The sequence below is a fragment of the Photorhabdus antumapuensis genome (genome assembly GCF_020387775.1).
Lineage (GTDB): Bacteria > Pseudomonadota > Gammaproteobacteria > Enterobacterales > Enterobacteriaceae > Photorhabdus > Photorhabdus antumapuensis.
This window is the reverse complement of record NZ_JAHZMK010000007.1, coordinates 122,773-136,214: the sequence shown is the minus strand read 5'-3', so window position 1 is coordinate 136,214 and position 13,442 is coordinate 122,773. Positions and strand designations below refer to the sequence as shown.

The window sequence follows — 13,442 nt, the reverse complement described above, 5'->3', positions numbered from 1 at the left end:
TCATTTTTATGACCTCCATCACCTTTATTTTCAGTGTCATTTCGTTGGTCATGAGTAATAGTGGTGGTAAACATGCAAAAAATAATCTTATCTGGGAGTCGTGTTAATAGGCTGTGTATTGAGTTCAATCTTCTTATTTTTTTATTTCACTCCTTAATCTACAACACTAAAGGAACAGGAAAATGAAAAATCTACTTGTCGATATTTTCCCTGAATATTATGAGAATTTTGCGGTTGAAGGAATGTCACGATGGAACGCTTATTTGAAACAACGAATTCTTGATGAAGTGAAAAAGGTTACCTCGATAAAAAAACAATTGTTAGATGCTGGAATGGGAACCGGACATATGTTTTTTGAACTGAGAGACTGCCATGAACTAGATAACTACCATTTTAACGGTATTGATATTGACGCTCGTATGATCAATTTTTGCCAGTAAAAAATTGCGCAACATTCTGCACAGCAAAAGATCAGTGTGCGTGTTGTTAATATTTATTGTGATTGCCATAATGGTGTCTAAATACGTACCGGGTGTGATGAGAAATCATTACAGGAACAAGCAAAAACTATTTCTACAGTGTAGTCTTCTTACTCGCAAAATATGAAAGGAAAATAACATGTCACTGACCACCATTATTAAAGATACCCCAATATGGGTCTGGATTCTTTTTGCTTTTCTCATCAGGCGCGGGATCAGTGCCTTGTACGATCGTGAAATGCGAATTGATCGCCTTTTCTTACTACCAATAGTATTCCTGGTTTGGGGGGTATATAGCGTCATTTATGAAACCACATTCTCAGATTTAGCTTTGATAACGATGATGGCGGGTTTACTCGTCGGGATTGTAATGGGATGGGGTCTGTGGCGCTCTCAACCAAGATTACGTGAAAAAGCGGGCAGTGATTTAATCATCCGTCCTGGCACTTCGTTAACGCTGACGCTAATTGTTATCACATTTATCGTCAAGTTTATTATTACGGCCATGTTAAGTATTCACCCAGCGTTGTTGCATTCGTTACATTTCAATCTATTTTTTGGCTTTAGCAATGGTGTGCTTGACGGTATTTTCTGGGGCGGAACGCTAAATCTTTTTATTCCTTGGTACAGAAATAGGACCAAGAGCGTTTACAAATAGTGTTTATGAAACTCTGATACTCTCTGTTCTCTCTCTGTCAGGATAGTTGACAGGGTTAATTATTTGAAGAAGCATAAAGGGGACCTTATGTCATGAGACTATATTGTGGATCGATTGATAGAGACAAGATGATTATGGCAACATCTTAGGATTGCCAGTAAACCTTATTGCAAACAATACGGTTGTTATAAAAGAAGAGAAAAAATTAAAGATAAAGTCAGTATTAATGAATATCTAGAATTTATTAATGAAAAATTACATACTGGGGATTGGTACGATAATTGCGAGAGATTTCAGTGTATTATTAACGTTAGTTGAATGTAAAGCTCTATATACAATGATGATTGAATTTAATGGAAAGTAATCATCAAAAGTAGCAGTAGCTAAGGTTTCATACCTATCAAAAAAATGGCCTTTAATAACGGTTTAGAGTTTGTGTGTCACGAAATTATTAGCAAAAAATTAAATACAGATATTAACTTCTCTAATCCCTATGTCTCTGGGAAAAAAGGCTAATTAGGCAATGCTTTCCAAAAGGGGCAGATTTTAATAAAGGTTTCTAATCGGGACGGGGGGATAAATTCCGTCATAAACTAATTAAATAATCGACTGAAAAAATTTGGGATAGTAAAATACCGGATGAATTATTTAAAGAAATAAAAAAGCGTTTGCTGAGAGCCTATTTACTCACAGAATAATGTACAGACTCGAATAATCTTACTATGTGAAACTGCATATTATAATAACGGGCCAACCGGCCCGTTTAAAGATTCACTCATCGCTACTGGCTGAGGCTTCCGGTTTTGGATTACCAGAAGGTTTACGGCGTTTGCCGATATTTTTGCTATCTCGATGGCGTATTTTGACTTTTTTCTTTGATTCTTCCGCTTTCTTTTTCTCTTTGCGTTTAGCCAATACTTTTTTCGATGGCTTATTGAGGGCTTTGTCACTCGGTGCCTTGGTTGTTGGGCGAAGCTCATCAACAGCTCGTGACTGTAGTGGTTCATTCAGATAGCGACTGATTTTGCCTAATAAAGGATGATCATGTGCTTCCACTAAGGTAATTGCAGTACCTTTGCGACCTGCACGAGCTGTCCGGCCGATACGGTGTAGATAAATATCCGCAGTGCGTGGTAAATCGAAATTGAAAACGTGACTGATATCATCAATATCCAATCCACGGGCGGCAACATCCGTTGCAACCAGAACAGTGATGCTGCCATCATTCAGGCGTTTAACCGCTTCTGTCCTCTTCGCTTGTACCATTTCCCCTTCAAGGAACCGGGCTTTAATACCGGCTTGATGCAATTCATCCACAAGTTCGTGCACACGTTCACGTTTGCGAACAAAAATAATGGATTTAGTGACATCGGGTTGTCTTAGTAAATGGCAAAGCAGGGCTGTTTTGTGTGCCAAATTATCTGCACGGTAGTAAAATTGCTGGATTTTTTTGCGTTCACGACGTGACGGTTCTGCATCAATCTCAACCGGGTCTTCCAATAAACGTTCAGCAAAATCACGAATGGCTTCCCCTTCCAGCGTCGCGGAGAATAGCATGGTCTGCTTGCGCCAACGGGTTTCACCCGCTATGGTTTCAATATCGTTAGCAAAACCCATATCCAGCATACGATCGGCTTCATCAAGGATCAGTGTTTCAACTGCCCGGCAATCAAAGTTTTCTTCCTTGATATATTGCAGCAGACGGCCTGTAGTGGCGACGACAATATCTTGATTTTCGCTGAAAATTTCTGCGTGATTCATATAGGCTACGCCGCCAGTAATGGTAGCGATATCCAAATTGGTATGCGCAGCGAATTCTTTTGCCTGATCTGCCACTTGCATAGCCAGTTCACGGGTAGGTGTCAGGATCAGAATGCGTGGTGGCCCAGATTTTTTGCGTGGAAAATCCAATAAATGTTGCATCGCTGGCAGCAGGTAAGTTGCGGTTTTACCAGTACCGGTAGGTGCTGATCCTAGTACATCACGCCCATCCATTGCTGCCGGAATAGCAGCGGCCTGAATTGCTGTTGGGCGGGAGTAACCTTTATCATTTAGGGCGTCAAGCAGGCGTTCATCAAGCTCGAGCTCAGAAAAATTTGTTGCAGTCATTATACACCTCTGTTTAGGTCGCCGATTATAAACAGGTTGGGCGTATTGTTCATCTATTAAAGTGGTTAGTTAAGGTAGATAGCTTTTACCGAAACATAATAACCTTTATCCTATGGCGAAATTTTTTTGTGCTAACTGATGTAGGTTATTAATTTGAAACAGAAACGACCTTTACGCCGGGACGGATTTACTTTCAAGCAATTTTTTGTTGGTCATGATCGGTGTGCGATGAAAGTCGGGACTGATGGCGTTTTATTGGGGGCATGGGTTCCGGTGAGTGGTAAAAAAGCGATTTTAGATATTGGTTGTGGCAGCGGACTCATTGCGTTGATGCTAGCACAGCGTACGGATGAAAATACTAAAATTGACGCCGTGGAGTTGGATACCGAGGCTGCATTGCAGGCACAAGATAATGCAGAACAATCTCCGTGGCGGAGAAAAATAGATGTTTATCCGCAGAATATTGGTGATTTTGCTAAACGGTATTCACAATGTTATGACTTAATTGTCAGTAATCCACCCTATTTTGAACCGGCTGTTGCTTGTCGAAATGAGGCAAGGGAACAGGCTCGTTATACAGGGTCGCTGACTCACCAGCGGTTATTACAATATGCAGAGACATTGATTACACCGGATGGCCTGTTTTGTGTGGTATTGCCATATGCCATTGGTGAGGAATTTGAAACAATGGCATGTCATCTGGGTTGGTTTTCCCATCATCGAGTCAACATCCGCGACAGGCAAGGCAAACCGTTGCATCGGGTGTTATTGGCATTTTCCCGTAAGGAAAAAACGGGTTTAATCAGTGAATTGACTATTCGTCAGCCAGACGGTGCATATACGCAAGAATTTCAGCAATTGGTGACGGATTTCTATCTCTATTATTGAACATAACCACGCCAGAGCGTGGTTATGTGGAGATTTTGCCAGCAAAAATCAGGGTGTCAGAATCGTTGGTTTTGATTCTGGCAGTAAATCGGGATAATCCAGTGTGAAATGCAGACCTCGGCTCTCTTTTCTTTCTAGCGCACAACGTACGATTAATTCAGCGATTTGCACCAGATTTCGTAATTCCAGCAGATTGTTGGAAATCCTGAAATTGGAATAATAATCGTGAATTTCCTGTTGCAGCATATTAATACGGCGCAGTGCTCGCTCTAAGCGTTTGGTTGTACGCACAATGCCGACGTAATCCCACATAAATAGACGTAATTCGTGCCAGTTGTGCTGAATGACGACCTGTTCATCTGAATTGTCAACCCGGCTTTCATCCCAGAAGGGGAGTTGCGGTACTTCTTCTATTGTTTCAATCTGTTGTTGGATATCCTCCGCAGCAGACCAGCCAGACACCAGGCATTCCAGCAGAGAGTTAGATGCCATACGATTTGCGCCGTGCAGACCCGTATAGCTGACTTCACCGATAGCATATAAGTTGTTGAGGTCAGTATGTCCCTGATGATCGACAACAATACCACCGCAGGTGTAATGCGCAGCAGGGACGATTGGAATCGGCTCTTTTGTTAGATCGAAACCCATTGTCAGTAATTTTTCATAAATCATTGGAAAATGCTGGATAATGAAATCCGCGGGTTTATGGCTGATATCTAGAAACATGCAGTCAGCACCAAGGCGTTTCATTTCATGGTCAATCGCTCGTGCTACGATATCGCGAGGGGCTAGTTCAGCACGTTCATCAAAATCAGGCATAAAGCGGCTGCCATCTGGGCGTTTTAGATATGCACCTTCACCTCGTAGGGCTTCTGTCAATAGGAAATTGCGCGCCTGTGGATGAAACAGGCAGGTCGGGTGAAACTGGTTAAATTCCAAATTAGCGATACGGCAGCCTGCACGCCATGCCATTGCAATGCCATCACCGGATGAGATATCGGGATTTGTGGTATATTGATAGACTTTAGCTGCGCCGCCTGTTGCCAGTACAACAACCTTAGCGCGATAAGTTTCCACCTGTTCTTGTTGGCGATTCCAGATATAAGCGCCGACGACTCGGTTATCACCACCTAACCGGGCTTTATTTGACGTAATTAAATCAACTGCATTGCAGCGCTCTCTCACCGTGATATTCGGATGAGACATCGCTTTATCAACCAGTGTCGTTTCTACTTCTTTGCCGGTTGTATCAGCATGATGCAAAATACGGCGATGGCTATGACCACCTTCACGGGTCAGATGATATTGTTTTTTTCCATCTTCGTTGGTTTCTGTATCAAACATAACACCTTGATCAACCAACCATTGCACGCAATGATGGGCATTTCTGGTGATAAATTCAACAGCGTTTTTATCGCAAAGTCCTGCTCCGGCGATCAGGGTATCTTCAACATGAGATGCGATACTGTCTGTTTTATCGAATACAGCGGCGATACCACCCTGTGCATAATAAGATGCACCTTCGCTAAGAATACTCTTACTTAATACAGTGACTTTATATTGTGAAGCGAGTCGTAAAGCCAGAGATAGGCCGGCGACACCGCTGCCTATAATAAGTATATCGCTGTAATGTTGAGAGAATAATGATTGCATAATTGATGATGTATGAATGAAGATGGGTAAAAATCATGTTAGCCTATCAGATATGATAAAGGCTATGATTGCAACAAAATGATAACAGAAATTGAACTTCGCAGAATTTTATTACTCAAAGTCATGCTTGCTCGGAAATAGGACATCATGGTTAGTTCAGTAAATATCAATGTGGAGCTTTGCTTCGGGAGATTTAACCTCGGATGAGCGAGCAGTTAACGGATCAAATGCTGGTCGAACGAGTGCAGAAAGGTGACCAACAGGCGTTTAACCTACTGGTAGTCAGATATCAGCATAAAGTGGCGAGCCTTGTATCCCGCTATATTCCGCAGGGTGATGTGCCTGACGTTGCTCAGGAGGCATTTATTAAAGCCTATCGGGCATTGGCTTCGTTTCGTGGCGATAGTGCTTTTTATACTTGGTTGTATCGTATTGCAGTCAACACTGCGAAGAATTATTTGGTTTCTCAAGGGCGCCGTCCTCCATCCAGTGATTTGGATGCCAGTGACGCAGAAAATTATGAAACTTCAAATGCACTAAAAGAAATTTCGAACCCTGAGAATTTAATGTTGTCAGAAGAATTAAGGCAGGTGGTTTTCCGAACCATTGAATCTCTTCCTGAAGATTTGCGAATGGCAATAACGCTAAGGGAATTAGATGGGTTAAGCTATGAGGAAATAGCTGCCATTATGGATTGTCCGGTAGGTACGGTTCGTTCCCGTATCTTCCGTGCAAGGGAAGCCATTGATGATAAAATTCAACCACTGATTTAAAATTAAAAATAGTGGAACAATACTGAAGGGTACTTTGGCATGCAAAGAGAAAAACTTTCCGCACTGATGGATGGCGAAACTCTTGATAGTGAAGTCGTTAGTATTTTGTCTAAAGATTCTGTTATGCAGAAACACTGGGAAAATTACCACTTGATCCGTGACACATTGCGCGGTGATGTGACGGAAGTATTGCATATGGATATTGCTAGCCGGGTTGCATTGGCACTTGAAAAAGAGCCAGTTCATTCTAACCTTGGGGCTGTTCCTGAATCTCAGCCTCAACCAGAAACCTGGCAAAAAATGCCGTTCTGGCACAAGCTTCGCCCTTGGGTGAATCAAATGACTCAAGTGGGTGTTGCAGCCTGTGTTTCGCTAGCAGTACTGGTAGGTGTACAACAGTACAACAGTCATAGTGCTGAGGATCTTGAATATCAAGCTGATACGCCGGCATTTAACACCTTGCCAATGATGGGATCGGCTTCTCCGGTGAGTTTGGGAGTGCCTTCCGGTGATGATGTATTTGGCAATGATCAACGCATTCAAATGCAGGAGCGTAATAAACGTATTAACATCATGCTGCAACAATATGAACTCGATCGCCGTGTGCATTTTAAGCAAAATGATGAGCGGGGAATTTCACCACAGGTTGCTATTCCGGTTCCCGGAACGCAATCTTTAGGAACACAATAGCAGTAATGAAACATATTTGGTTCTCCGTCTGTTTGCTGGCGGGCAGCCTGTTTGCTCCTTTACAAGCCTCGGCGCAGCTTAGCAGCGCTGAGGTTTTGTTGCAGGCGATGGGTAATGCCACTCAGTCTCTAACTTACGAGCTTGCTTTTATTAATCTCAACCAGCAGGCTATTGTCTCAGTTCGTTATCGCCACGCCGTTATCGACGGTATTCCAATCGCTCAAATTATGCAGATGGATGGTTCTCGTAGGGAGATTGTCCAGCGTGGTAATGAGATCAGTTATTTTGAACCTGGATTGGATGCTTTCAGTCTTAGCGGTAATCATATTATTGATTATTTACCGGCCGTCATTTTTGCTGACTTCAATCAGTTGAAAAAATATTACAATTTCATTGATGTTGGTCGTACCCATATCGGTGATAGACCTTGTCGGGTTGTACGCATCACCTCCAAAGATGAAGTGCGTTATAATTATATCTTACTGATCGACGAAGAAACTCATTTACCATTACGTATTGATTTACTTGATCGTGATAGTGAAGCACTGGAACAATTTAGGGTTGTTTCTTCTACCATCGGTGGGGATATCAATGATGCAATGAGTGTGATTACTCGTTTGAATATGCCACCAATGCTGGTCATTTCACCGTCGGAGAAAGTTATATTCAATTGGAAAGTGGGTAAATTGCCGGCTGGTTTCATTGAGGTTTCGCGTAACCGTCGTAAATTGTCAAATAGTGGCACACTTGAATCTATGATGTTCAGTGATGGTTTATTTAGCTTTTCTGTGAATGTGACTAATGCTGATAAAACCGGTAAGTTGGAATATCCTCTTCGTCGTGGGCCCCGAACGATTTATAGTGCAATACGTGGCGCAAATGAGGTGACAATTATTGGTGAATTACCATTGGCGACTGCCAAGCGTATCGCCGCTGGTGTCGCATTTATAGGAGCTGACTGATGGTTAAAGAGTGGGCAACAGTAATTCACTGGCAACAGGGACGGGCATTATTACGTTATGGTTCCTCTTCTGGTTGTGGCAGTTGTCAGGCGCGAGCAACGTGTGGCTCTTACTTACTTAATAAATTAGGGTCTGATGGCATACATCAGCTTGAACTTGAGATTTTACAACCGTTGCAACCGGGGCAAAAAGTGGAAGTTGGGATCCCAGAAGGGAGCTTGTTGCGTTCGGCATTGCTGGTTTATCTGACTCCGCTTATTGGGCTATTCCTTGGTGGTGCACTTTTTCAGTTATGGGTGACCAATCAATTGTGGGTATTTTGTGGTGGTGTTTTAGGCGGCGCGTTAGGATTCTTCTTTGCCCGCGGAATTGCCACTTACTGGGATAATCGTCAGGAATATCAACCTGTCGTTTTACAAATCGGCTTGCCTCCTGATGCCATTCACATTCAGCATCGGGAATAAATCTGTTTTAATCATCCAAAGCATTTAATTTACTAACTCATACTTTAAAGCCGCAGGCATGACTAGGTTTTCGTAGATTTGGCATGTAGAATACAGCCTTTCAGGCCGGTGGCCGACCTAATAAACCGTCGCTTTATGTCCCTCTGTGTGTCCATTAGGCGAATGATTCAGAAATATCAAGGCAGAAAAATATTTATAATGAAGCAAATACGAAATTTCTCCATTATTGCTCACATTGACCACGGTAAGTCGACGTTATCTGACCGTATTATTCAAATTTGTGGTGGCTTAACAGATCGTGAGATGGCAGAGCAAGTGCTAGATTCAATGGATCTTGAGCGTGAGCGTGGTATCACCATTAAGGCCCAGAGTGTTACCTTGGATTACAAGGCGAATGATGGGCAACTCTATCAATTAAACTTTATCGATACGCCGGGGCACGTTGATTTCTCATATGAGGTTTCCCGTTCACTAGCTGCCTGTGAAGGGGCATTGCTGGTGGTTGATGCTGGACAGGGAGTGGAAGCCCAGACGTTGGCTAACTGTTATACCGCGTTGGATATGGATCTAGAAGTTGTTCCTGTTCTGAATAAAATCGATTTGCCGGCGGCAGAACCTGAGCGTGTAGCGGAAGAGATCGAAGATATTGTCGGTATTGATGCTACTGATGCAGTGCGCTGTTCAGCCAAAACGGGTGTTGGTGTACAAGATGTCATTGAGCGCTTGGTTAAAGAGATTTCCGCACCAGAAGGCGATCCTGATGCGCCATTACAGGCACTTATTATCGACTCATGGTTTGATAACTACCTTGGTGTTGTCTCTCTGGTTCGGATTAAAAACGGTACCCTGCGTAAGGGGGACAAAATCAAGGTGATGAGTACCGGTCAGGTGTATAACGCTGATCGTCTTGGGATTTTCACACCTAAGCGTGTTGACCGCGATGTACTGGGCTGTGGTGAAGTGGGTTGGCTAGTGTGTGCGATTAAAGACATTCTTGGTGCACCCGTGGGGGATACATTGACACTGGCCCGGCAGCCAGCGGAAAAACCACTCCCAGGCTTTAAGAAAATCAAGCCACAGGTTTATGCTGGGTTGTTTCCTATCAGCTCTGATGATTATGAGGGATTCCGTGATGCATTGGGTAAGTTAAGTCTGAATGACGCATCCTTGTTCTATGAACCGGAAAGCTCGACTGCACTGGGTTTTGGTTTCCGTTGTGGTTTCCTTGGCCTGCTACATATGGAGATCATTCAGGAACGTCTGGAACGTGAATATGATCTTGACCTCATTACCACTGCGCCAACGGTTGTGTATGAAGTGGAAACGACCAGCCACGATGTTCTCTATGTGGACAGCCCATCTAAGCTGCCACCACTGAATAATATTGAAGAGTTACGTGAGCCGATTGCCGAGTGTCATATGTTGTTGCCCCAGGAATATTTGGGGAATGTCATTACGTTGTGTATTGAAAAGCGCGGGGTGCAAACTAACATGGTTTACCACGGTAAACAGGTTGCATTGACTTACGAAATACCGATGGCAGAAGTGGTTTTGGATTTCTTCGATCGATTGAAATCTACCTCTCGCGGTTATGCTTCACTGGATTATAATTTCACTCGTTTCCAGTCATCTGATATGGTTCGTGTGGATGTATTGATTAACACTGAACGAGTTGATGCATTGGCGTTGATTACTCACCGTGGCAATGCACAGTACCGTGGCCGGGAACTGGTGGAGAAGATGAAAGAACTTATTCCTCGTCAGCAGTTCGATATCGCAATTCAGGCTGCGATTGGTAATCATATTATTGCTCGCTCAACAGTGAAGCAATTGCGTAAAAACGTCTTGGCGAAGTGTTATGGTGGTGACGTCAGCCGTAAGAAAAAGCTATTGCAGAAACAGAAAGAGGGTAAGAAACGGATGAAACAAGTGGGTAACGTTGAGTTACCACAGGAAGCTTTCTTAGCCATTCTTCATGTTGGTAAAGACCATTAATAAGCTTGTAAGGAGTCTAAATGGCTAACACTTTTGCCCTGATCCTAACGTTGGCAACGTTAGTCACCGGCATTATTTGGTGTATTGATCGTTTTAAATGGGCACCAGAGCGCAAGAAAAAACTTGCCAGATTGCAGGAGCTGACTGAAGGTACAATGGATCAGGAGCATCTGGCTGAGACTATTAACAAGCCAACATGGGTGGATACCTGTTCATCTATTTTTCCTGTGTTAGCCGTGGTTCTGATCCTGCGCTCTTTTGTTTATGAGCCTTTTCAGATCCCATCGGGTTCCATGATGCCGACTTTATTGATTGGTGATTTCATTCTGGTAGAGAAATATTCATACGGATTGAAAGACCCTATCACTCAAACAACATTGATTAAGACTGGCGAACCAAAGCGTGGTGATGTTGCTGTATTTAAATACCCGTTGGATCCAAGTCTTGACTATATCAAACGGGTGATTGGTTTACCCGGTGATAAAATTATTTATGATCCGGCAAAGAAAGAGTTGCGTATTTTTTCTAATTGCAGCAAAACAGGGAATTGTCAGGAAGAATTACCGGTTTCTTACGGTTCACTATTCCCAAGTGAGTGGACAATGCAGCAATATGGTGTCGATTCCAATGGTGAAAGTTTGAGAAAGGTAGGTGTTTTCCAAATCCCCGTTGAAGAAACGTTGCCACCTTACAGTATGCGGCAGGGTGAGCGGATTGAGAATTTGGACGCAGTGACCCATCATATTTTGGAGATTCCAGGTGTACTATCGGTACCTAATTTCCGTCAGCCTGGCTTGCCAGAGGGAATGTGGATTGTGCCCGAAGGTCACTATTTTATGATGGGCGATAACCGTGATAATAGCGCTGATAGCCGTGCATGGGGCTTTGTCCCTGAGAAAAATCTGGTCGGTCGCGCTTCAGCCATCTGGATGAGTTTTGAAAAACAGGAAGGGGAATGGCCTACCGGAGTTCGCTTCAGCCGTATTGGTGGAATTAATTAATATTTTTATATTAGCGAAGCATTAATTTTACTCGCAGTGTAGAATGTCCTTCCAAACTTAATGACTGGCTCCTACGAGGGGTCAGTGCAAACGCAACAGTTTTGTCGGGGGTTCCTGTAACAGGTCTGTTGCGTGTGCGTTTTTATTTGACGAATTCTGACCAATATTGGTAGCACATGAATCCCATCGTAATTAACAGATTGCAGCGTAAGCTGGGGTACACTTTTGAGCAGCATGATTTGCTGATACAAGCGTTAACTCATCGTAGTGCCAGCAGTAAACATAATGAGCGGCTGGAATTTCTTGGTGACTCAATCCTGAGTTTTGTTATTGCCAATGCGTTGTATCATCGTTTTCCTCGTGTTGATGAGGGGGATATGAGCCGCATGCGTGCCACATTGGTACGCGGTAATACGCTGGCTGAATTGGCAAGGGAATTTGAATTAGGTGAATGCCTTCGTTTGGGGCCGGGGGAACTGAAAAGCGGCGGCTACCGTCGTGAATCAATACTGGCTGATACCGTTGAAGCACTGATTGGTGCGATTTTCCTTGATAGCGATATTCAGACTATTGAAAGAATTATTCTGAGATGGTACGAAACCCGCCTGAATGAAATCAGCCCTGGCGACAAACAGAAAGATCCGAAAACCCGTTTACAGGAATATTTGCAAGGGCATCATCTGCCTCTGCCATCATATCTGGTTGTTATGGTTCGTGGTGAAGCTCACGATCAAGAATTTACTATTCACTGTCAAGTGAGCGGTATTGAACAGCCGGTTAAAGGAACAGGCTCCAGCCGTCGCAAAGCGGAACAGGCAGCGGCTGAGCAAGCATTAAAACAACTGGAGCTTGAATGAGCGAACAAGAAACCTATTGCGGATTTGTTGCAATAGTTGGACGGCCTAATGTGGGAAAATCCACGCTGTTAAATCAGCTTTTAGGCCAGAAAGTGTCCATCACTTCCCGTAAACCGCAGACGACCCGTCACCGTATTATGGGTATCCATACTGAAGGTGCTTATCAGACTATTTATGTGGATACGCCTGGATTACATATTGAAGAGAAACGGGCGATCAACCGGCTGATGAACCGAGCAGCCAGCAGTTCTATCGGTGATGTGGAATTGGTCATTTTTGTTGTTGAAGGGACTCATTGGACCCCGGATGACGAAATGGTAGTGAACAAGCTGCGTAATCTGCGTTGTCCGGTTTTGCTGGCTATTAATAAAGTGGATAACGTGGCCGATAAAACCAGCTTGTTGCCACATATTGGTTTTCTCAGTAACCAGATGAGTTTCCTTGATGTTGTCCCAATGAGCGCTGAAAAAGGCATGAATGTCGATACGATTGCTAAAATTGTGCGCAGATATATACCGAAAGCGACTCATCATTTTCCGGAAGATTATATTACGGACCGTTCTCAGCGTTTTATGGCGTCTGAAATTATCCGTGAAAAGCTTATGCGTTTTCTGGGTGATGAATTGCCCTATTCTGTCACGGTTGAAATTGAGCAGTTCGTAGTGAATGAACGGGGTGATTACAAGATCCACGGTTTAATTCTGGTTGAGCGTGAAGGTCAGAAGAAAATGGTTATTGGTAATAAAGGCAGTAAAATCAAAACCATTGGTATTGAAGCCCGTCAAGATATGGAAAGGTTGTTTGATGTAAAAATCCACTTGGAACTGTGGGTTAAAGTTAAAGCGGGTTGGGCTGATGATGAGCGAGCGTTACGTAGCTTGGGTTATGTCGATGATTTGAAATAAGGCATTAT

The 13,442-nt window shown here is 43.4% G+C and carries 13 protein-coding genes; 11 read left to right on the top strand and 2 right to left on the bottom strand.

What is annotated here, in order from left to right:
- The first annotated feature begins 182 nt into the window (after positions 1-182).
- Together KZ793_RS01140 and KZ793_RS01135 are read left to right on the top strand one after the other, a co-directional pair.
- Positions 183-440, top strand: coding sequence for a class I SAM-dependent methyltransferase (locus KZ793_RS01140; RefSeq protein WP_225812794.1), 258 nt, complete (start codon positions 183-185; stop codon positions 438-440).
- A 178-nt stretch (positions 441-618) separates the two neighbouring features.
- On the top strand, positions 619-1,137 hold the full coding sequence (locus KZ793_RS01135) for a DUF6622 family protein (protein ID WP_225812793.1): 519 nt from the start codon (positions 619-621) through the stop codon (positions 1,135-1,137).
- Between the two features lie 771 nt (positions 1,138-1,908).
- Here KZ793_RS01135 and srmB read toward each other — a convergent pair.
- Positions 1,909-3,246 (bottom strand): ATP-dependent RNA helicase SrmB, encoded by a 1,338-nt coding sequence (srmB, locus tag KZ793_RS01130; RefSeq protein ID WP_225812791.1) that lies wholly within the window; start codon positions 3,244-3,246, stop codon positions 1,909-1,911.
- A 153-nt stretch (positions 3,247-3,399) separates the two neighbouring features.
- Between srmB and trmN the strand changes: the two genes are divergently transcribed.
- Positions 3,400-4,134, top strand: a complete 735-nt coding sequence (trmN, locus tag KZ793_RS01125; protein ID WP_225812790.1) for a tRNA(1)(Val) (adenine(37)-N(6))-methyltransferase TrmN — start codon at positions 3,400-3,402, stop codon at positions 4,132-4,134.
- Between the two features lie 48 nt (positions 4,135-4,182).
- Here the strand turns inward: trmN and nadB are convergent, their stop codons facing one another.
- Positions 4,183-5,787, bottom strand: coding sequence for an L-aspartate oxidase (gene nadB, locus KZ793_RS01120; protein ID WP_225812788.1), 1,605 nt, complete (start codon positions 5,785-5,787; stop codon positions 4,183-4,185).
- Positions 5,788-5,990: 203 nt separating this feature from the next.
- Here nadB and rpoE point away from each other — a divergent pair, with 203 nt between their 5' ends.
- The 8 genes from rpoE to era all read left to right on the top strand — a co-directional run bounded on the left by rpoE (position 5,991) and on the right by era (position 13,434).
- Entirely contained in the window at positions 5,991-6,560 is a 570-nt protein-coding gene (gene rpoE / locus KZ793_RS01115) for an RNA polymerase sigma factor RpoE (protein ID WP_118985413.1), read from the top strand.
- 39 nt (positions 6,561-6,599) lie between these two features.
- The gene (gene rseA / locus KZ793_RS01110; protein WP_118985412.1) at positions 6,600-7,250 is read left to right on the top strand and encodes an anti-sigma-E factor RseA; all 651 of its coding nucleotides are present in this window, start codon (positions 6,600-6,602) and stop codon (positions 7,248-7,250) included.
- A 5-nt stretch (positions 7,251-7,255) separates the two neighbouring features.
- Entirely contained in the window at positions 7,256-8,212 is a 957-nt protein-coding gene (gene rseB / locus KZ793_RS01105; protein WP_225812786.1) for a sigma-E factor regulatory protein RseB, read from the top strand.
- Complete coding sequence (rseC, locus tag KZ793_RS01100; protein ID WP_225812784.1) at positions 8,212-8,676, top strand: SoxR-reducing system protein RseC; 465 nt, start codon at positions 8,212-8,214, stop codon at positions 8,674-8,676. Before rseB ends, rseC begins: the two co-directional genes overlap by 1 nt.
- A gap of 198 nt (positions 8,677-8,874) precedes the next feature.
- Positions 8,875-10,671, top strand: coding sequence for a translation elongation factor 4 (gene lepA, locus KZ793_RS01095; protein WP_225812781.1), 1,797 nt, complete (start codon positions 8,875-8,877; stop codon positions 10,669-10,671).
- A gap of 20 nt (positions 10,672-10,691) precedes the next feature.
- Complete coding sequence (gene lepB, locus KZ793_RS01090; RefSeq protein ID WP_225812772.1) at positions 10,692-11,672, top strand: signal peptidase I; 981 nt, start codon at positions 10,692-10,694, stop codon at positions 11,670-11,672.
- Positions 11,673-11,848: 176 nt separating this feature from the next.
- Complete coding sequence (gene rnc / locus KZ793_RS01085) at positions 11,849-12,529, top strand: ribonuclease III (protein WP_118985408.1); 681 nt, start codon at positions 11,849-11,851, stop codon at positions 12,527-12,529.
- Positions 12,526-13,434: a GTPase Era gene (gene era, locus KZ793_RS01080; protein ID WP_225812771.1), complete on the top strand. Its 909-nt coding sequence runs from the start codon at positions 12,526-12,528 to the stop codon at positions 13,432-13,434. Before rnc ends, era begins: the two co-directional genes overlap by 4 nt.
- Positions 13,435-13,442: the final 8 nt, after the last annotated feature.

What these genes read in the sequence shown, in the direction of transcription:
- KZ793_RS01140 (WP_225812794.1), top strand. Translation starts at nt 183, where the DNA reads ATGAAAAATCTACTTGTCGATATTTTCCCTGAATATTATGAGAATTTT.
- KZ793_RS01135 (WP_225812793.1), top strand. Translation starts at nt 619, where the DNA reads ATGTCACTGACCACCATTATTAAAGATACCCCAATATGGGTCTGGATT.
- srmB (WP_225812791.1), bottom strand. Translation starts at nt 3,246, where the DNA reads ATGACTGCAACAAATTTTTCTGAGCTCGAGCTTGATGAACGCCTGCTT.
- nadB (WP_225812788.1), bottom strand. Translation starts at nt 5,787, where the DNA reads ATGCAATCATTATTCTCTCAACATTACAGCGATATACTTATTATAGGC.
- rpoE (WP_118985413.1), top strand. Translation starts at nt 5,991, where the DNA reads ATGAGCGAGCAGTTAACGGATCAAATGCTGGTCGAACGAGTGCAGAAA.
- rseA (WP_118985412.1), top strand. Translation starts at nt 6,600, where the DNA reads ATGCAAAGAGAAAAACTTTCCGCACTGATGGATGGCGAAACTCTTGAT.
- rseB (WP_225812786.1), top strand. Translation starts at nt 7,256, where the DNA reads ATGAAACATATTTGGTTCTCCGTCTGTTTGCTGGCGGGCAGCCTGTTT.
- rseC (WP_225812784.1), top strand. Translation starts at nt 8,212, where the DNA reads ATGGTTAAAGAGTGGGCAACAGTAATTCACTGGCAACAGGGACGGGCA.
- lepA (WP_225812781.1), top strand. Translation starts at nt 8,875, where the DNA reads ATGAAGCAAATACGAAATTTCTCCATTATTGCTCACATTGACCACGGT.
- lepB (WP_225812772.1), top strand. Translation starts at nt 10,692, where the DNA reads ATGGCTAACACTTTTGCCCTGATCCTAACGTTGGCAACGTTAGTCACC.
- rnc (WP_118985408.1), top strand. Translation starts at nt 11,849, where the DNA reads ATGAATCCCATCGTAATTAACAGATTGCAGCGTAAGCTGGGGTACACT.
- era (WP_225812771.1), top strand. Translation starts at nt 12,526, where the DNA reads ATGAGCGAACAAGAAACCTATTGCGGATTTGTTGCAATAGTTGGACGG.